We start from the raw sequence: 18,524 nt of genomic DNA on the forward strand, positions 1-18,524 counted from the left end.
CCATGGAACGGCTTCGTCATCGTTTTCCCGACCAGCCCCCTGAAGAGGGGCTGGACATCGGGCTGCTGCTCGACCGGTCGCTGGGTGTCGGAGCCGCTTTGATCCTGTTCAGCCTCGTTCTCATCACCTGTGTGGATGTGGTGGGACGATACTTGTTCAATGCGCCGCTGTCTGGCGCTTTCGAACTCACTGAAATACTGTTGGCAGCGCTTGTTTTTCTGGCCCTGCCACTCACGACCGAACGCCGCGAGCATGTCGAAGTAGACCTGCTGAATCTGGCGCTTGGACGAAAAACACAACGGTTTTTGGCCGCATTTGCTGGCCTGTTCTCTGCAGCGTTGTTGGCCACCTTCGCCTGGCGGCTTTTCACCCATGCCGCCAAGGCAGCCCATGACGGCGCAGTGACAAATGCGCTGGAGATTCCGCTGGCACCCTTTGGCTACCTGGCTGGCGTCTCGTGCATGATTTCGGCTTTCATCGCGTTCCTGCGCGGCTTGCAACCACCTGTCGAACACGAAACTGACAAAGACCACCTGGAGAGCGCGCCATGATTGAATCTCTGATCGGCTTCGCGATCCTTCTGGGTCTGATCCTTCTGCGTGTGCCAATCGCATTTGCAATGGCGGCCGTGGGTGGGTTCGGATTTGCCTTCATGCGCGGTTGGGAACCGGCTTGGGCAATGACCGGTCAGGTGGCTTTCGACACGGCTCTGTCCTACAGCCTTTCTGTCATTCCCCTTTTCATCTTCATGGGCAACGTTTTGGCTGGCTCTGGAGTGGCCCACGGGTTGTTCGCGGGCGCAGATCGGCTTTTCGGCAGATTGCGCGGCGGGCTTGCCATGGCTTCTGTCTTCTCCTGCGGTGGCTTCTCGGCGGTCTGCGGCTCGTCACTGGCCACGGCGGCGACGATGTCGAAAGTGGCGATGCCCTCCATGCGCCGGTTTGGGTACGATGACCGTCTTGCTACGGGGTCCATTGCCGCTGGCGGAACCCTCGGCATCCTGATCCCACCCTCGGTGATCCTGATCATTTACGGCCTGTTGACCGAAACCAATATTGCCAAGCTTTTCATTGCTGGAATTGTGCCCGGCATCATCGGCGTGCTGCTTTATCTTGGCGCAGTCATGGTTGCCGTACGGGTAAATCCCGCGTTGGCTCCGGAGGAGGAAAACACCGAACCCATGAGCCGGACCGATGTAATCGGCGTCTTCTGTGTATTGGGTCTGTTCCTTTTCATCATGGTCGGTATCTATGGTGGCTTCTTCACACCGACCGAGGCGGCAGGGATGGGTTCCGGCGCTGCGGTGCTGATCGCTCTAGCGCTGCGGACAATGACGTGGCGCGGGTTTTTCACCGCGACGCTGGACTCGATCCGGGCCACCGCGATGATCTTTGCCGTCATCATCGGTGCCGAGCTATTCACCAATTTCATCAACTATGCCGGGTTACCGGATGCGCTGTCGGGCTTCGTCATCGAAAACGAACTTCCGGTTTGGGCTGTCATCCTGTTCATCATCGTCACCTACATGGTGCTTGGCTGCGTGCTGGAAAGCCTGTCGATGATCTTGCTGACGGTGCCGGTCTTCTACCCGCTGATGTTCGAACTTGAGTTTGCAAACGAACTGCTGCTGGACCCGGAAAACGCACTGATCTGGTTCGCCATTGTGGTCGTCGTAGCCACGGAAATCAGCCTTATCACACCGCCGGTCGGCATGAACGTCTTCGTTTTGAAGGGCGTGCTGCAGGATGTCTCGCTTGGAACCATCTTCCGCGGTGTACTCCCCTTCTGGATCGCCGATGTCCTGCGGCTGACCTTGCTGATCCTCGTGCCCTCACTGTCGCTATGGCTGGTGGGATTGATGTGACCAATCGGGGCGGCCCTCGGTCGCCTCGACAATTGAAACTGCATGTTCGAAAAGGAGAAACCGATGAAAATCGAGAAGATCCATCACGTCGCTTACCGCTGCAAAGACGCAAAAGAGACGGTCGAATGGTACGGAAAAATGCTGAATATGGACTTCATCCTGGCCATTGCCGAGGATCATGTCCCCTCAACGCACGAACCTGACCCTTACATGCATCTGTTTCTGGATGCCGGGGACGGCAATGTGCTCGCCTTCTTTGAATTGCCCACGAAGCCAGAGATGAGCCGGGACCCGAACACCCCGGTTTGGGTGCAGCACATCGCCTTCAAGGTGAAGGATCGTGAAACGCTAATTCAGTTCAAGGACCATCTAGAAGCCAATGGCGTCGAGGTGCTTGGCGTGACCGACCATTCGATTTTCCACTCCATCTACTTCTTCGATCCGTCCGGCCATCGTATCGAACTGGCCTGCCCGGACCCGGAAGAGGAAGCGATGTTAAAACGCATGGACGAAGTGAAATGGCTGATGCTGGAGGATTGGTCGAAGACCAAGAAAGCTCCGAAACATGCCGATTGGCTGCATGCGAAAGAACTGAACAAGACAGCGTGAACGGCTTTCCGCGTCGGATGGATTTCGGCGCGGGGCACCCGATCCGCAGGGCCTGAAGCGGTAAATAAAAAACAAGCGAGTCATGAAACTATACAGCTATTGGCGCTCCACGACCTCTTACCGGGTTCGGATCGCTCTGAATCTCAAAGGTGTTTCCTACGAAACGGTACCGATCAATCTGGTTGCCGGAGAGCAGCGCGCGCCGGACTATGTTGCGCTGAACCCCGGCAAGGGCGTGCCGACACTGGTGCTGGATAACGGAGAAGTGCTGACCCAATCGCTTGCCATCATAGATTACCTCGATGCCACAATACCCGAACCTCCGTTTCTACCGGAAAACCCGCTCGAGCGTGCTCGGGTACGGGCTGCGGCCCACACCATCGCGATGGACATTCATCCGGTCAACAATCTGAAGGTCGTCACACATCTGAAGTCCCGTTACGGGCTTTCAGCCGAGGACGGGATCGAATGGTTCCGGCATTGGATGACCGAAGGGTTCCATGCCTATCAGGCGCTTTTGCTTGATGGGTGCGTTTTCAGTTTTGGCGACAGCCCGGACCTTGCCGATATCTGCCTGGTCGCGCAGCTGTATAATGCACATCGATGGGGCGTAGACATGACCCCGTTCGCCCGGCTTCTTGAGATTGAAGAACACGCTTTGGCGCTACCTGAATTCGCCGCCGCTCGTCCTGAAAACCAACCCGACGCCTCCTGAAGAAAATGTCATGACCTATTTACGCCGTCCGACCCTGCCCCACCGGACAGTTCGAATTGCGCCAGACTGGCTTTGGCAAAACGGAAAAGGTCTTTAGTTCTCTGTTGCGGCCTTGAGGAGCGCGGTAACGCCCTGGTCCAGCGCCGCACGGTCTTCGGCCGACATTGAGTTCAGCATCTCTTGCGCACAAGCTTCGACTTGCGGGAGCAGCTTTTTGAACTGTCGAAGGCCTTCTGGAGTACAATGATAAACCCTGAGCCGGCGATCTTCTTCAGACGTCGCTCGGGTTATCAGGCCTTTATCGTCAAGCCTCTGCGCCGCCCTGCTGACCTGAACCTTATCCAAAGTCGTGCGCTGTGTCAGTTCCAAAGAGGTCAGGCTTTTGGCGTTGGCGAGCAAAAAAAGCAGGCGCCACTCTTCTCGCGACAGACCAAACTCACGATGATAAACCTCGGTCAGTTTTCGCGAGAACGCTTCGGACGCCACAGCGAGACGATAGGGAAAGAAGGAATCTAGTTGCATACAAAACCATAAGTCGCCTTGGTTTCATGTGCAACGAGTTTCACGGCGTCGGCCCTAGGTGTTGGTAACAGGGATCCACACGTGCCGCTTGATTAAACGGCGGCTTGACATGCTTGCTTCGCGCCGGGGCTACTGCCCCAATCGGGCAAGCTGGGCCTTTCAAAAAACCTGAATAATCTTCTCAGCCCTCAATGCTAAGGGGCTCAAAAGACCTGATTTGCCCAACCGCTTGGATTAACGAAATACTCCGGCCTCCATTTCATGTAATGGTCAATGTGCGGTAATCACGGCGCACAAACTCTGCGCGCATTTGCCCATTGCTACCTTCGATCATTTCGGCAACCAGGCGCTCGGTTTCTTCGAAATTTTTCCGCCTATCACTTTGCCCCGGCAACTCGCTGGAGTTGGTGGAAAACCAGAATGTAAATGGCCGGTCCTGTGCCTCAGGCGCAAGAGCGCGTTTTGAGGAGGGACCTATTCGCGAGTCGTAGTAGTGCCTGAGAACTTCAGGCTCGGGGTTCCCGTTTTCGCCGTTGCCACAAAAGACATAATGATCAGCCGACACCGCTTTGGCAAAGCTTGCGTCAGTGTTGTGTTCCGACCCATGGTGGGCGACCTTGAGAACACTCAAATGGCAGTATCCGTTCTCAAGATATCCCGTAGCTTCCAGATCTTCAGTTAATTTGTCCTGCTGCGCATCTCCCGTCAAAAGAACGCGATGTCCGTTTTCTTCCACCATGAAAACAAGAGAGGCAACATTCGGCGCCGTCACGCCTTTGAATGCGTCAATCCCGTTCCAATCGTAGAGATCAAACGGAGACCCACTCCATTCACCAGCGGCAAATCGATCAAGCTGTTTGCGTATCCGTTCGTTTACGCGTTGCACACCCCTTTCACCCTTTGACGTTTCAAGCCAGTTGTTCCAACCGTCCCGCAAGTTTTTTAGAGCCGGTTTTGAGGGGCCGATCAGGGTAAAGTCGAGTGTGCCAATCGTAAACTGAACAAGGTCATCTCCGCGCATTAGGAGTTTTCCCGGTCCAAGTTGGCCCGGCAGGACATTGATGGGGATATCAAGAAAGTCCGGTTGCGCGTACCGCGATACTTCCAAGGCCTGCGGTATCGACGCAGCTATGTTTTGCAGTTCATGCGCTTCGTGCAAAAATGCGTCGATTCCGGTGCTTCGCAATGCCGGAACCGCCGCGGCAAGAAGGTCACCGATCTCTCCGGCGTTCTCACCGACCTGATCGCGGAACGAGTTATGCCAAAGCGCCTTCATTTCAGGTGGCCGCGGGATTCTCGGTTCCCTTACCCCGTCATTGCCCTGGGCCTGGTGGTAGTCGTAAACCATCCATTCCACAGCATCCCGCATAAGATACTGAACACCTTGAATATGGTCCTGGTCCAGATGGGACACATACACGGCATCAAGCGCACCGCCGTTTTCGGCCACAAGTTCGGCCAGCGGGCGACGTACATGCTTTTTCATACTTTTGCCAAGGCCGCCGTCACAAAGAATATTGGTGCCGTCACCCTGAAGAAGGAGGCAATCGCCGTGCTCGGATTGAAAAATTCTCAGTTTCATCTCGCCCCCTTTCAGCTCTTGTCGAAACGGGCCGAAAAGTCGCGCGCCTCAGAGATCGCGGCTTCGGGATCGATGCGCCCAAACCCAGCATCGTTGACCCAATCATAGGACCCACCAGGCAAGGGTTTGGCGGTGCGTTGCAGAATACCGAGGCATTGCAATGAATTCAGTGGGATATCCGCCGCAGCCATCATCAGCCCAACCACGCCGGCTATGTAGGGGCTCGCCATGCTCGTTCCCGACTGCGACACCCACAGAGGATCGTCCTCATTTCGAAAACCATTTGCTGCAACGATGTTTGTACCCGGGGCCGCCAGATCGGGCTTCATGCGATTGTCACGCGTCGGTCCCTGACTGCTGGTTACGTTCATGCGGTTTGTGGCGGCATCATAGTTTGAAACGCTAATGGTCGCCCGTCCGCACGCAAGTGACGACACCGAATGCGAGTCGACATTGCTGGAAGTGGAAAAGAAGGATGGGAACCGGAAAATTCGCTGCCCATCTTGAACACCAAACTCATGCGGATCGTCCCGTTCAATCCAGCAATGGAACCGACCGTTGCGGATTTCTTCGCCGATCAGCCGCACACGCCAGATTCCAGCCCGTACACCTCGTATTTCTCCGGGCCTCAAGTGCGGTGACAGGTAGACTGCAATGTAGTTCTCACCATTGCTTGGATGAAAAAGCTCATTGTAGATCGAAACCATCGTGCCATCACGCAATCGCTTGTTTTCGATGAATTCCTGAGGCTTCACTTTAAGCCAGCGCGTTTCGCCCGGAGGTAGCACCTCAACTTGCATCCGATCTTGCGGCGAATACCAGATTTCCAATTCGTTTTCGGAAACGTCCGCGATGCCGTTACCGACGACAATCCACTCCAATTCAGTTTCCAAACCGCGCGACGCGATCCGACCGTTCGAGTGAATCCGCCCCATGATCCAGCTGATATCACCTTCTTCCTGAGGAGCTTCCTGGCCGGCATTTCCCGCAGCAAGTGTGATCGCCCGGTTCGGTTGCGCCAAAGCATTGTCCAGCCAGCGGCTTGTGGCACTCAGCCCGTCGTGACCCCCACCGTTTGTCCCCAAACTGATATTTATGGTAATCGGCTTTTCTTCCTGACGGGCGACATCAAGCAGGTACTCGACCGCATGGACGACCCGACTGGTCTCTGCGAATGTTTCGCGCCTGCGTTCATAGTCGCCTTCAGGAACAGGTACATCGATCAACACACCGATGATTTGTGCCTTTGGGCAAACACCACTATTGCCTGCCGCGATGCTCGCCACATGGGTTGCGTGAGACGATCTGTTGGTTTGGGATTGACGCTCGATCAGGGTTGCGGGCAAGCCAGTTGACGTACCCGAAGCTGCTAACGCTGCATCAAGATGAGATGCGGTAAATTCGCTGCCATAGTCAAATTGAGCCGGTGGCACCCGGAACTCTCCACCCTGATCCCAGATGCGCAAAAACCGAGTTTTGCCGTTTTCATCCAGAAAGTCAGGATGCGCGAAATCAAATCCTCCAACATCAACGATTCCGACAAGCAAGCCCTCACCATCATTGTGAAGAGACTTTTTGCCGATTGAGCGATTTGTGGGTTTGGACGAAGGTATCGCAGCTGGAATATCCAGTTTTAGCGGGTCGGTGACATTCACGAATGCAACTTCATCCATGGCGCTCAGGTCGCTGAGGAAGGACACCGGAACCGTGGCGGCAATCTGGTTACCGCGAGTAATAACTTCAGAAACTTTCGAAGGTGCGCGTCGTCTGTCGAGTGCGTGCGCGCAAAGGTCCGAGATTTTTTGCACCGCCGCTTTGTTCGCGGCATCGTCTGTGTCCTGACTGTTTGAAGTAACATCAATGAGTACATTTACGTAAGACGTGTCCGCAGGTGGTCTTTTGGCAAGCTTCTCGCGGGCTGACAGGCCGTGTCTTTTCAAGAGATCGCGATCCAGACCTCGTGAGAAGGTCTGAACGCTTGTCTGCAAATCGGCGATCGACGTTTCATCTTCGATATCGTCGACGGAGAATTCGACCGACGTTCCTGTGGAAACTTGTGTCGAAATCTTAGCCCGGCACGCATTTACCGGCCCATCACCATTTCCAACCACCCGCAGCCTGGGATGCAATCGGTGTGCGGTTTTGCTGATAACTGACATCTAAAAATCTCCAATAAAATCTCCTTGCAGTTTAGGGGGACTTACCAAAATCTCCAAATACATGTTCAACTCAGAATTGAAGTGGCGCCACCAGTTGATCTTCAAGCCCGATCGAGTCGACAAGTGAGACCCTGCTGCGGGGAAACCGAAGGAAACCGTTCCATTCGTTGCTCAATCTCTCAACCTTTTGGGCAGCGACGCCCGAACAAACCCGCAGTTGGTCGTTCTCTGACGGTAACTCGTACCTTCGGGGCCATTGCCTATGTATCACGGAGGGATTGAACCTTTTTGGGAACGCCGGAGGCTTTACAACAGATCCGAGTTATCCGACCGGCGCTTTCCGAAATTGAACCACAGACTAAAGCGCTGCGGTCCAGACCCGGTAACGCCCCTGCCCCGTCACCTCGCGGATCAGACCGCGGTTCATGATCTTGTCGATGTTGCGCTGTACGGCCGCACGTGAGGCCTGTGTCAATTCCTCGGCAAGCGGCGCAGATACCATGGGCCATGCGGTCAGAGCGTCGACAAGGCGCGGCGGCGTTCGGCCGCTCAGATCGCTTATCGCCTCTCGGGCGCGCAGATCCCAAGCATTGACCCGATCCAGATGCAGCAGCGCGGCCAGAACAGCCTGCCCTGCTCCCCTGATCCAGGCCGAGAGCTTTTCGTCAGGCGTGCCAACCCCGCGCAACGCACCCGGCCCCGACAACGCCAGAGGCATAAAGACCGCCCCACCCCGACCCATCGTCGCGGCATGGCGCGCGGCAATGATCGCGGCTTCGGTGTCCTGCCCAATGCCTTCGGATAATGCACGCCACGCGTGAAATCCGATCGCGGCTTGCGTGACGGGGTGCAATCCTTCCGCGTTGCGCATGACTTCGGCCAGATCAGCAACAGCATCAGGAGTATCTTCGATCCCCTGCGCCAAGCGATCCAGAAACGCCGTTAGCCCGGTTTCCCAACCGCCATCCGACGGACCTGCGCCTGATGTCAGACGGCGGACAGCCCAACCAGCACGAAACAACGCCTGAACGTCATCCCCGGTTGCCCCGATCCGCAATCCTGTCCACAGCGCCAGCCTGTCGACGCCGATCCGGTCACCTGTCCACCAGCCAAGATCGGACACGTCCATCAATGCCAGACGATGTCCCCAACCGTTCGGCCCTGCGCGCAGCCGCTCATCCAGGGCACCGAAAGTGGCCGCCAATTCAGCCAGCTCACAAGACAGCTCGGACTGCGCGGCGCGCCAATCCCGTGGGTCGAACAACTGTCGCCGGTCGGCCACCGGTCCGGGCGGCAGAAAGCCCGCCTGTGGACTGCCCTCATCCGGAGGAAGAAACCAAAGATCATCATCATCGGGCGGGTCGGTATCATAGATACTGGGAGGACCGACCGTATCGGCGTCCTCATCCGGATCCGGCATCACTGGTTTCGACGTCATGCCCGCTATAATTCGGATATTTTGAGCGGTTCACAAGGCGTTTTCGACACGACGGACCATCAACCCGTGAAGGTCGTGGTCAGGATTTCCAGCGGTTCGTTCAGATCGGTTTGCTCGCTGCTACCGATTAGCATGTATCCATAGCCGTCCTGCGCCCATGTCGCGGTGGCCAAACCGCTAAGAGCCGCATGTTTGACGTCCTTCGCAGGGGCACCTTCGCCTTGCCGGATAATGCAAAAGGCCAGGGGCTGACCCTTATCATCCGCGAAAACCACCTGAATCAACGGCTTGCCCTTAAACGACAAAACCTGCGCGCGCTTCAGCTCCAACCCCGACAATGATTCAAGCGTGTCCCGGTTCAGGGACCGACCCAATTGCGCCTCAGCCAGCGCGAACTGAGCGTCAAGCGCCTCCGGTGTATTGTCCAGAGAGGCGATCGTATCCGGAGAATACAACGACTGGTAGATTGCCGCCTGCTCGGCCCAGCCCATCGGTTGCGGGCGGTTCACCCAGTACGTGGCGGACACGGCCACAACGGCAACTGACGCCGCCACAGCCAGCAAACGCCACGGCCCACCCGAAGGATGGACGGGACTGGCCGTTCCCGACTTCGGTAAATCTAACTGCGGCGCTTTGGCGGGAATATTCTCGAACACCGACTGCACGACCGGCGCGTACGGGTCCAGTGCCATAAGGCGCTGTTCCAGATCTGCGTCATTTTCGATCGCCGCTTCGATAGCGGCGGCCTCGGCCACATCCGCATTGCCTTCCAGATACGCCCTGAGCGTCTCGTCGGAAAACTTCATTTGCCACTCCGTCGAACGGCGTCTGCCGCATCATGCTGCTTTTTCAGTTTCTGCCGGGCGTTGGACAGCCGGCTCATGATAGTCCCAATCGGCACTTCCAGCAACGCGGCGGCTTCGCGGTAGCTGTACCCTTCGACGAACACAAGCATAACCGTCTCTCGCTGCGCTTCTGGCAACTGCATCACTTGTGTAAACACTTCAGCGGCGAAAATATTCGTTTCTGAATCCGGTCCGGACGCAATTAATTCTGCCTCGGGTGTAACAGACAACGCTTGCGCCTTGCGCACCGAACGCGCCCGCACCTCATTCAGCCAGATCGAGCGGCAGATCGTCATCAGCCAGCTGTCCAGCCGATCATGTGACGTCACCTGATGGTGACGTTCCAGCGCGCGCAGACATGTGGATTGCAAAAGGTCGTCGGCAACGTCGGATGCGCCGGACAAGGCAAGCCCAAACCGCCAGACACGTTTCGAATGCGTCTGGATCGCGCCGCGCACGGCCTGTTCGGAGCTCATTTCAACACTCATCGAATAAATCGCGACCTGTGTGTGTTTGTCATTCACGGACCGGGCCCGCGTGGTCTGGACTGACACATATGTTGGAGGAATGAAATGAAACTTCTGTTGAAGGCGGTCACGATTGCGTCGGCAATTGTTGCAACCCAGGCGTTGGCCGACAGTTGGACGTTGGCCCCGGAAGGGTCGCATTTGGCCTATGGAACAATCAAGAAAGACACTATTGGCGAGGTCAATTCCTTCACAAAACTCTCGGGTCATGTCAGCCCGGACGGCAAAGCCGAAATTGAGATCGACCTGTCCTCGGTCGAGACCAATGTCGACATTCGCAACGAACGGATGATCGCGCACGTATTCCGCAATGCAGGAACTGCTTCGCTTACTGCAAAATTTGACATCGGCGAAATTTCGACCCTCGGCGTTGGTCAAACCACAACAATTGACGTTGAGGCCGTTTTGTCTCTGGTCGGAACAAATGTCGAATTTGACGCTGAGATGTTTGCCGTCCGCCTGTCCGAGACGTCGGTGATGGTATCCACCAACGACATGGTGTTCCTCAGTACCGAAGACGCTGGCGTCAATGCGGGTGTTGACAGGCTGATGGAACTGGCCAACCTGCCCGGCATCACTAGAACTGTTCCGGTCACAGCGCGGTTGGTCTTCAACGCGGATGGCAGACAATCCAACATTGTGCCGGTCGTTCCGACTACTGTGGCCGCCGTAGATGGCGATATCAAAGCGGGCAAGAAAGTGTTTCGCAAGTGCCGGGCCTGTCATCAGCTGAAACAAGGACTGCACGAAGTTGGCCCGTCGCTGCATGGTATAATCGGATCGGCTGCTGGCCAGACCCCCGGTTACGGATACTCTGTCCCCTTGCGACAGTCCCGCACGGTCTGGACAACCGAAACTCTTGCCGCGTTTCTGGCTGATCCCAAGGGTGCCATTCCCGGAAACAGGATGCAGTTCTCTGGCCTCACAAACGCCAAGGATATTGCCGACGTGATCGCCTATTTGCAGGCAGAATCTCGGGGCTAACCCTTGGCTCAGTGGAACCCGGGTTTCGATTGTCCGAATTGCCACGCTGTCCCTTGTCTACCCTCAGGCAAGGGAGCGGCAGGGCCAAACTGACACTGGCGGACATCAGGGATCTCAGCCATTCTATTCTGACCGAGTCCGGTGTTGATCTGGAACACGCGGCTAAGACGGGCATTGTTAACCAAACGTGAGATCCACAGACATGCGCCTCATGCGCGCGACACAGCCCGCGGCTGTGTCGAGGTCGCGAAAACCCTACACGATGATTTGCTGGATTTGGCCGAACGGGGCTTGCGGTTGCGATATACCCTTTCCCTCTGCGATTCGGCTGGCTAAGAAGTTCCTCCCAACTGAAGACAGGAGGCCCCCTTGGACCGCATCGCCCGCACCATCGCCACCGAAATCAACGCCCGCCCCGAACAGGTCGGCGCCGCGGTCAAGCTGCTGGACGAAGGGGCTACAGTTCCCTTCGTCGCCCGCTACCGCAAAGAGGTGACGGGCGGATTGGACGACACACAACTTCGGACATTGTCGGACCGCCTGACATATTTGCGTGAATTGGAAGCCCGTCGCGAGACGATCCTGAGTTCGATCAAGGATCAGGGCAAGTTGACGGATGATTTGGCCAAGTCTATCGCGCAGGCGGATACCAAAGCCCAGTTGGAAGACATCTATCTGCCCTACAAACCCAAGCGTCGCACCAAGGCGATGATTGCGCGAGAAAACGGGTTGGAGCCACTTGCGGACGCCATTCTGGCAAACCGTTCTGCTGATCCCGAAGAGTTGGCCCAGACCTATGTCACCGCAGCAGTTCCAACCACAAAGGACGCACTCAATGGCGCTCGGGACATAGTCACCGAGCGTCTGACCGAAAGTGCCTCCCTTCTGGGAGAGCTGCGCTCTTTTATGCAACGCGAAGCTTTGCTGACCTCGAAAGTGATTGACGGCAAGCAACAGGAGGGCGCGAAATTCAGCGACTACTTTGATCACACCGAGCTCTGGTCCAAAACGCCATCTCACCGCGCGCTGGCCATGTTGCGCGCGTCGAAAGAAGGCATCGTGACACTGGATATCTCTCCTGAACCCGATGCCGGCGCCACGCGGGCCGAGGCCATCGTTGCAGCCCATCTGCAAACCCGCAGCGATGCTCCCGGAGACACCTGGCTGCGCAAAGTTGCCGGCTGGACCTGGCGGGTAAAACTCTCTCTGTCGATGATGGTCGAATTGATGGCCGATCTGCGCAGTCGGTCTCAGGAAGAGGCAATTCACGTTTTTTCCAGAAATCTCAAAGACTTACTTTTCGCCGCACCGGCCGGCGCGAGACCAACTCTGGGCTTGGATCCGGGAATCCGCACCGGCGTCAAAGCCGCTGTCGTTGATGCAACCGGTAAAGTGGTTGCGACGGACACGCTGTACCCCTTTCAGCCCAAAAAAGACCTGCACGGCGCGCAGGCAGCCATCCTGAACCTGATTTCGGCTCACAAGATCGAGCTGATCGCCATTGGCAACGGCACGGCAAGTCGCGAAACAGAAAAGCTGGTTTCCGATACTCTGAAGCTGCTGCCCAAAACTGTCACGGCGCCCACAAAGGTTGTAGTGTCCGAAGCCGGTGCGTCCGTGTACTCGGCTTCAGAACTAGCCGCGCGAGAATTCCCTGATCTCGATGTCTCGCTTCGCGGAGCTGTGTCGATCGCACGGCGTTTGCAGGACCCATTGGCCGAACTCGTTAAGATTGAACCTAAGTCCATCGGCGTTGGGCAATACCAACATGATGTTGACCAGCATCGTTTATCGCAGTCGCTGGCCTCGGTCATCGAAGACGTCGTGAATGCGGTGGGCGTAGACCTGAACACGGCCTCTGCCCCCCTACTCTCACACGTCTCTGGCCTTGGACCCGGATTGGCTGAGGCCATCGTCCTGCACCGGGATTTGAATGGCGCGTTTAGGTCCCGAAAAGAGCTTTTGAAGGTCGCACGCCTGGGTCCTCGCGCCTACGAACAATGCGCGGGTTTTTTGCGGATACGTGACGGGTGGGAACCGCTGGATGCGTCTTCGGTCCACCCTGAGGCCTATGACGTCGCCCAAAGGATCGTATCAGCCTGTGGTCGCGATATTCGCCAGATCATGGGTCACGATGGCGCATTGAAGGGTCTGCATGCCGAGCGTTTCGTGGATGAGAACTTTGGCCTTCCAACTGTGTTGGACATTTTCTCTGAGTTGGAGAAACCGGGTCGGGATCCACGCCCCAGTTTCGTGACCGCATCGTTCACCGATGGGGTCGAAGAAATAACCGATTTGAAGCCCGGAATGGTGTTGGAAGGTACGATCACCAACGTTGCTGCATTCGGCGCTTTTGTCGATATCGGTGTGCATCAGGACGGTCTGGTGCATGTCAGCCAGCTTGCCGATCGATTTGTCAAAGACCCTCATGAAGTGGTTAAGACCGGGCAAGTTGTCAAAGTGACCGTTGTTGAGGTAGATGTACAACGTAAGCGTATTGGGTTAACCATGCGAAAGGACGGTGGAGCTTCGGGGCGCCGGGATCGTGAAGCAAATGCTCCTGGAAAACGTCCTTACGCGGCAAAAGGTAAAAGCCCGCAACACGCAAAATCTGACAAGAATGCACATCACAGCGCCCTTGGAGATGCGCTCAGGTCGGCTATGAAAAATCGATAGGGATTGAGTGACGTTTTACCAGTCCTTCCTGAATGATACTATGTGAATGCGTCTGGCTCCAGTTCCTCCCAAAATTCGAATATTTTTGTTGCGTTTAGACCCGATCGCCAACCGTGAGCCCGAAAGTGCTCACGGTCGAGATCATTATCGAGCCCTGACACGAACAACCGCTTGTCTGCATCTCTTTGTGTGGGGTTTCGCCGCGAAACCAAGTCTTCCACCACTGCCAGCTTCCTGGCCCGCTCGGTACGTTCGGCCGCTCGCGCTTCGTATTCCCTGTCTTGCTTTTGCTTTTCGGCATCCCTGAGTTGAGCCACTTCCACTGCTTCCGGACTCGGCACAATCTCGGGCTCTTTTTTGGCTGTAATGTAATCATCCCGCATAGCCGCCGACAAATAACCTAGCGCCGACTTCACCCCCTCCTGCCGGTTTACATAGTCCAGCTTTTGTTGGACGTAGTCCTCTCCGTGCTCCGATATCCACTGACGCGCAAGACGGTCTGAAACGCCCTGTTTCCGCAGCGTTTTGTAAATCGATAGGTTCCGGACACCATCGCTATCATCTATTTCAAACATCGCTTTCTGCGGGTTTCCTTTTATCAAGAAGCGAATGTCCGTAACGGTCCGTCCCTTTTTCTGAAACTCAGGCTCTATGAGTATGTCAGAGCTTTTGTTCACTTCAGCGACGGCAGGTTTAATTATCTTGGCATTCAGATGCTTAAAGCTGCTGTAGTAGTCGCTGCCATCCACTCCCATGAGCTTTCGAAATACGTCAAGCGCCCACCATCCCGTGGACCCGGTCCGCACAAACCGATAGCAGTTTTCGTAGAGCGCCAATCCATGACCGGAACTGAAGTTCCGCTGAATTTGAACATTTATCAACGCGTAGATTTTCGGATCATACAGTTTTTGCGCTAAAGCCGGGGAATACGCATATTCACACACTCCATTCTTCAACTTGGCAAAACTAAGAAGCGACGAGACGCCCCATTCCTGGCGGCCTTGTTCATCCAGCATGTCCCACTCAGCGACGGTTTCAGCCAGTGCGCGCAGACTGGCCCGCAGAGTGTCAAAGTCGTTAGAATTGTACCCGACCATCATCGCCAATGTCCGCGCATCGATAGTATGTGTCGGCGCCGAGGTCAAAGCGTCGTATGCGTTGAGCAACAGAACATTCGATAGCTTACGTTGCAACAAGGTCAGCTTGCCGCTGATATGAATCGCAGCGACGTTCTTCTTTACCGTCTCCCGGCGCAAAGCCCCGGAGAGCTGGTCCATGTTAAGTTCTGTATCCGGCATGATTCTGCCTGGCTGCTCGTTTTCTGATTCTTGGCACGAAAGGTACCTTTAGTTCAATCTTTATTGGGTACCAATATACGGGATTTGGCCCAACCCGCATTTGGGTACCTAACCGAACACTGAACAGAGTTATCCCCAGAAAGAGTCGTTTTGGGATTCTCACCCAACGAATCAATGAACGAATTGCGCCTCTGAAAGTCAAAATTAGAGCCTGAAATCGCTGGAAAACTGACGTCCTGAGAATCGGAGCCCTTCTTCCCGACGTTCGGTGCTATTGAACCCGTATCCGGGTACCTTTAATCCCGGACTCTGGTACCTTTCGGCCTGTATTCGGGTCCCCTATGTACCATTAGGCATTGTTTTTAAACAATATTTTATTCGCAAAGAGTCTAAACTATATAAAAAGAATAAACTGTTTAGTGCTTCCTCTTTTCATTTTTTTCTCAGTTTCGTGGCGAAACCATGCTTGAGGCGCAATTTCTGTGGAAAACTCGCATTCACAGGATAGCCTCGCAAGGTAATGTTCGCTACATTGCCCCATATACGCCGGCAAGGCGAACATTAGCTGAGGCATCGACAGTGAGCAAAACGAACCAACCTCCCCTACCTCCTTATCTTAATCTCGACCCGGAAAGTGCGGCGGCGAAGTTACCAGATCCTATTGGCACAACACGATTCGCGAAAGCAGCTACGTTCTGCGCCAAAGGACGTGAAGATTTGGCACGGCGAGGGTATGCGCCCGACGGGGAAAAGAGATTGCGGCGTTTTTCAATCTGGGAGATTACAAAGTACCTGATACCGGTTGCACCCGCCCATCTGAGGCGTGTCCTCAAGGCCAATCCGGAGCTTCCGCAGGGCGAAGGTGAAGCGGGTTCCAAGTGGTTTACACTCGACGAAGTTCTAACACTCAGGAAGTACTTTGCTGCGGAAGGTGTCAGCACCAAAGAATATTTGCCTTATCGTCCGGAAGGGTTGCCCGCCAAGGTCGTTTCTGTTGCGAATTTTAAGGGCGGCGTGGGAAAGACGTCAACAGCTGCTCATCTTGCAATGTCTGCGGCATTGGATGGATACAAGGTCCTTGTCATTGATTTGGATAGTCAGGGATCCATGACTTCGATTCTCGGGGGATCTGTCGCCGACGAGTGGCAGACTGTCTTTCCACTCATTGCCAAGGACTACGCGCGGGCTGTGCAGGAAGAAAACCGCGTACGGCAGGTAGGGGGGCAGCCTGAAATTCCCCTGGATGAAACGTTGCAGGAAGCCCTGAATACAAAGCCTAGTGACGTTATCCAGAAAACACATTGGCCCAATATCGATCTTATTGGAGCGCAGTTAAACCTGTACTGGGCGGAGTTTCAGATACCCGTATGGCGTATGGGGCTTCGAAGTTGGCCGCTTTGGGATGGGCTCACCAATTTCCTGGAAGATGAAGGCGTGCTTAACGACTATGATGTCGTTTTCGTTGATACGCCTCCTGCACTTGGGTACCTAACGATCAACGCTTTGGCGGCTGCTGATATTCTCTTGGTGCCATTAGGGGCTTCATTCCTGGAGTTCGATTCAACCGGCCGGTTCTTTGATATGCTCTACACGACCTTTGCGAGCATCGAAGATGGCGAAAACGCTGCGCAGCGAGCGGCCGGATTGCCCGAATTGAAGTTTGAATGGGATGTGGTCCGAGCCATTATCACTCGATTTGATGCGAGCCAACAGACAGATATGGCCAACGTCATCCAAGCCTATTTTGGTGATTTCATGAATGCCTACAGGCAGGATTTTACCGCTTTGGTGGGGCAGGCCGGTGAGCAAGTTAACGGCATCTATGAGGCGGACTACCGCGATTTCAACCGCGACACTTATGTACGTGGTCGGGAAACCTTTGATCGCACATACGCCGAGTTCAAAGAAGTGTTGATAGGGTGTTGGTGGCGGGATGCCCAAATGGGAGGACAGCTAGATGGCTAAGCGCAGGCGATTGACAGCACCAAATACCGCAGATCTTGAAGAATTGGAGGCCGGTTTCGCGGCGAAACCGGCATTGAATCCGTTTGAAGCCTCTGCGGCTACACCGCCAATCGCCCAGGTTGCTGCCGAAGCAGCAACCCTGAATGGAATGGCGTCTGTAACGGATCGCGTTGCGTTGGCTCAGGACCAAAACGACGCGGCACTTTGGCGAGATGCGCAAGAAGCCGGCCTAGTCGCTGAAATGCTGCCGATTGACCAGATTGACGCTGAGTTTATCCGCAGAGATCGGATGGTCGAAGACGAAGAGGCCATGTCTGAGCTTCTTGAGTCGTTACGTGCTCACGGATTGCGAACGCCCATTGAGGTTTCACGTGACGGCGATGGATACGGTCTGATCTCAGGATTTAGGCGCTTAGATGCTTTTCGGCGGCTTTCGGAAGATGACCCGCGCTTTTCGACAATTCCCGCATTTGTGCGAGATTCGGGTTCGGGGCAGGGTGCCTACGTATCTATGGTCGAAGAAAATGAGCTGCGCTCAAACCTCAGCCCCTACGAGCGTGGGCGCATCGCGGTTTTGGCTGTGGGGCAGGGGATATTTGACACGACCGAAGCGGCCGTCGATGTTCTCTTTGCGGCAGCGTCGAAAGCTAAGCGATCGAAAGTTCGTAGCTTTGCAGTTGTTCATGAGGCGCTTGGGGACTTACTGCAGCATCCAGTTGCGCTATCGGAAAAAGCAGGATTGAAACTGGCTTCGGCTTTGCGGGGAGGCGCGCAAGCTGAGCTCCGGCAAGCCTTGGCAGAGGCGGAAGTACTGGATCCAAAGTCCGAATGGGCAATCTTAGAAAGTGCGATGAATGCAGCACCGATGCCTAACAAGAGTAAGTCGCGGGGGGGGCGCCCTCAGCAAGTCAAACCTTTGGCACCAGTCAAATTGCCAGGCGGTGGGGATGTGCTGGCAGAGTTGTCGTCGGACGAAGTGCGTATCCGTATTCGGTTGAAAGGTGTCTCTGAAGAAGATGCCCAAGAGTTGGTTAAGCAAGTTGCACGCCACCTAAGCTAGTTTCGCAGCGAAACCTGGAGCGCCTTCCGCGACTTCAGGTTTCGACGGCAACAGATCATAGGGGAGGCTTCCGGTTTGAATTCAGTAGTCGTCAGCAGTGAGCAAAAAGCGCAAAAAATGAGCACCAAGTCCTTGATAGGCTTCATTTACAATATTTTTCGGGATGTGTCGCAAACTTTGGGTCTAATTGACGAACCCGCGTAATCTGAGGTTTCTCACAGTTGAAAAGTTCTCGAACAGGTTTAGCACCATCTCATTGAAAGGCTGCCATTTCCCCAAG

General features: G+C 55.2%; 15 protein-coding genes. 8 read left to right on the forward strand and 7 right to left on the reverse strand.

What is annotated here, in order from left to right; genetic code table 11:
• The first annotated feature begins 2 nt into the window (after positions 1-2).
• The 4 genes from ACR0J0_RS10335 to maiA all read left to right on the forward strand — a co-directional run bounded on the left by ACR0J0_RS10335 (position 3) and on the right by maiA (position 3,188).
• Positions 3-551 (forward strand): TRAP transporter small permease, encoded by a 549-nt coding sequence (locus ACR0J0_RS10335; protein WP_480663613.1) that lies wholly within the window; start codon positions 3-5, stop codon positions 549-551.
• Positions 548-1,864, forward strand: a complete 1,317-nt coding sequence (locus ACR0J0_RS10340; protein ID WP_480663615.1) for a TRAP transporter large permease — start codon at positions 548-550, stop codon at positions 1,862-1,864. The genes ACR0J0_RS10335 and ACR0J0_RS10340 overlap by 4 nt, the downstream gene beginning before the upstream one ends.
• Before the next feature lie 63 nt (positions 1,865-1,927).
• The gene (locus ACR0J0_RS10345; RefSeq protein ID WP_480663617.1) at positions 1,928-2,473 is read left to right on the forward strand and encodes a VOC family protein; all 546 of its coding nucleotides are present in this window, start codon (positions 1,928-1,930) and stop codon (positions 2,471-2,473) included.
• An 82-nt stretch (positions 2,474-2,555) separates the two neighbouring features.
• Positions 2,556-3,188, forward strand: coding sequence for a maleylacetoacetate isomerase (gene maiA, locus ACR0J0_RS10350; protein ID WP_480663619.1), 633 nt, complete (start codon positions 2,556-2,558; stop codon positions 3,186-3,188).
• Positions 3,189-3,281: 93 nt separating this feature from the next.
• Here the strand turns inward: maiA and ACR0J0_RS10355 are convergent, their stop codons facing one another.
• The 6 genes from ACR0J0_RS10355 to ACR0J0_RS10380 form a co-directional block, all read right to left on the reverse strand.
• Positions 3,282-3,710: a MarR family winged helix-turn-helix transcriptional regulator gene (locus ACR0J0_RS10355; protein WP_480663621.1), complete on the reverse strand. Its 429-nt coding sequence runs from the start codon at positions 3,708-3,710 to the stop codon at positions 3,282-3,284.
• Positions 3,711-3,969: 259 nt separating this feature from the next.
• Positions 3,970-5,292: an MBL fold metallo-hydrolase gene (locus tag ACR0J0_RS10360; protein ID WP_480663623.1), complete on the reverse strand. Its 1,323-nt coding sequence runs from the start codon at positions 5,290-5,292 to the stop codon at positions 3,970-3,972.
• Positions 5,293-5,303: 11 nt separating this feature from the next.
• On the reverse strand, positions 5,304-7,451 hold the full coding sequence (locus tag ACR0J0_RS10365) for a S8 family serine peptidase (RefSeq protein ID WP_480663625.1): 2,148 nt from the start codon (positions 7,449-7,451) through the stop codon (positions 5,304-5,306).
• Between the two features lie 358 nt (positions 7,452-7,809).
• Positions 7,810-8,889, reverse strand: coding sequence for a helix-turn-helix domain-containing protein (locus ACR0J0_RS10370; RefSeq protein ID WP_480663627.1), 1,080 nt, complete (start codon positions 8,887-8,889; stop codon positions 7,810-7,812).
• Between the two features lie 59 nt (positions 8,890-8,948).
• Positions 8,949-9,695 carry an anti-sigma factor gene (locus ACR0J0_RS10375; protein WP_480663629.1) on the reverse strand — a complete coding sequence of 249 codons (747 nt, stop codon included), beginning with the start codon at positions 9,693-9,695 and terminating at the stop codon, positions 8,949-8,951.
• Entirely contained in the window at positions 9,692-10,210 is a 519-nt protein-coding gene (locus tag ACR0J0_RS10380) for an RNA polymerase sigma factor (protein WP_480663631.1), read from the reverse strand. The genes ACR0J0_RS10375 and ACR0J0_RS10380 overlap by 4 nt, the downstream gene beginning before the upstream one ends.
• Before the next feature lie 96 nt (positions 10,211-10,306).
• On the opposite strand from ACR0J0_RS10380, the gene ACR0J0_RS10385 reads away from it, so the two are divergent.
• On the forward strand, positions 10,307-11,245 hold the full coding sequence (locus tag ACR0J0_RS10385) for a c-type cytochrome (RefSeq protein WP_480663633.1): 939 nt from the start codon (positions 10,307-10,309) through the stop codon (positions 11,243-11,245).
• A 369-nt stretch (positions 11,246-11,614) separates the two neighbouring features.
• Positions 11,615-13,921: a Tex family protein gene (locus ACR0J0_RS10390; protein WP_480663635.1), complete on the forward strand. Its 2,307-nt coding sequence runs from the start codon at positions 11,615-11,617 to the stop codon at positions 13,919-13,921.
• A gap of 38 nt (positions 13,922-13,959) precedes the next feature.
• Here the strand turns inward: ACR0J0_RS10390 and ACR0J0_RS10395 are convergent, their stop codons facing one another.
• Positions 13,960-15,219 (reverse strand): replication initiation protein, encoded by a 1,260-nt coding sequence (locus tag ACR0J0_RS10395; protein ID WP_480663637.1) that lies wholly within the window; start codon positions 15,217-15,219, stop codon positions 13,960-13,962.
• A 579-nt stretch (positions 15,220-15,798) separates the two neighbouring features.
• On the opposite strand from ACR0J0_RS10395, the gene ACR0J0_RS10400 reads away from it, so the two are divergent.
• Positions 15,799-17,184, forward strand: coding sequence for an AAA family ATPase (locus tag ACR0J0_RS10400; RefSeq protein WP_480663874.1), 1,386 nt, complete (start codon positions 15,799-15,801; stop codon positions 17,182-17,184).
• Positions 17,177-18,244, forward strand: coding sequence for a ParB/RepB/Spo0J family partition protein (locus ACR0J0_RS10405; RefSeq protein WP_480663638.1), 1,068 nt, complete (start codon positions 17,177-17,179; stop codon positions 18,242-18,244). Before ACR0J0_RS10400 ends, ACR0J0_RS10405 begins: the two co-directional genes overlap by 8 nt.
• The last annotated feature ends 280 nt before the right edge of the window (positions 18,245-18,524 follow it).

It is taken from the genome of Ruegeria sp. BF12, assembly GCF_056538705.1.

Bases quoted from the DNA above. Each gene is read 5' to 3' on its own strand.
- ACR0J0_RS10395 (WP_480663637.1), bottom strand. From the start codon at position 15,219: ATGCCGGATACAGAACTTAACATGGACCAGCTCTCCGGGGCTTTGCGC.
- ACR0J0_RS10385 (WP_480663633.1), top strand. From the start codon at position 10,307: ATGAAACTTCTGTTGAAGGCGGTCACGATTGCGTCGGCAATTGTTGCA.
- maiA (WP_480663619.1), top strand. From the start codon at position 2,556: ATGAAACTATACAGCTATTGGCGCTCCACGACCTCTTACCGGGTTCGG.
- ACR0J0_RS10370 (WP_480663627.1), bottom strand. From the start codon at position 8,889: ATGACGTCGAAACCAGTGATGCCGGATCCGGATGAGGACGCCGATACG.
- ACR0J0_RS10375 (WP_480663629.1), bottom strand. From the start codon at position 9,695: ATGAAGTTTTCCGACGAGACGCTCAGGGCGTATCTGGAAGGCAATGCG.
- ACR0J0_RS10365 (WP_480663625.1), bottom strand. From the start codon at position 7,451: ATGTCAGTTATCAGCAAAACCGCACACCGATTGCATCCCAGGCTGCGG.
- ACR0J0_RS10405 (WP_480663638.1), top strand. From the start codon at position 17,177: ATGGCTAAGCGCAGGCGATTGACAGCACCAAATACCGCAGATCTTGAA.
- ACR0J0_RS10355 (WP_480663621.1), bottom strand. From the start codon at position 3,710: ATGCAACTAGATTCCTTCTTTCCCTATCGTCTCGCTGTGGCGTCCGAA.
- ACR0J0_RS10360 (WP_480663623.1), bottom strand. From the start codon at position 5,292: ATGAAACTGAGAATTTTTCAATCCGAGCACGGCGATTGCCTCCTTCTT.
- ACR0J0_RS10380 (WP_480663631.1), bottom strand. From the start codon at position 10,210: ATGAGCTCCGAACAGGCCGTGCGCGGCGCGATCCAGACGCATTCGAAA.
- ACR0J0_RS10335 (WP_480663613.1), top strand. From the start codon at position 3: ATGGAACGGCTTCGTCATCGTTTTCCCGACCAGCCCCCTGAAGAGGGG.
- ACR0J0_RS10340 (WP_480663615.1), top strand. From the start codon at position 548: ATGATTGAATCTCTGATCGGCTTCGCGATCCTTCTGGGTCTGATCCTT.
- ACR0J0_RS10345 (WP_480663617.1), top strand. From the start codon at position 1,928: ATGAAAATCGAGAAGATCCATCACGTCGCTTACCGCTGCAAAGACGCA.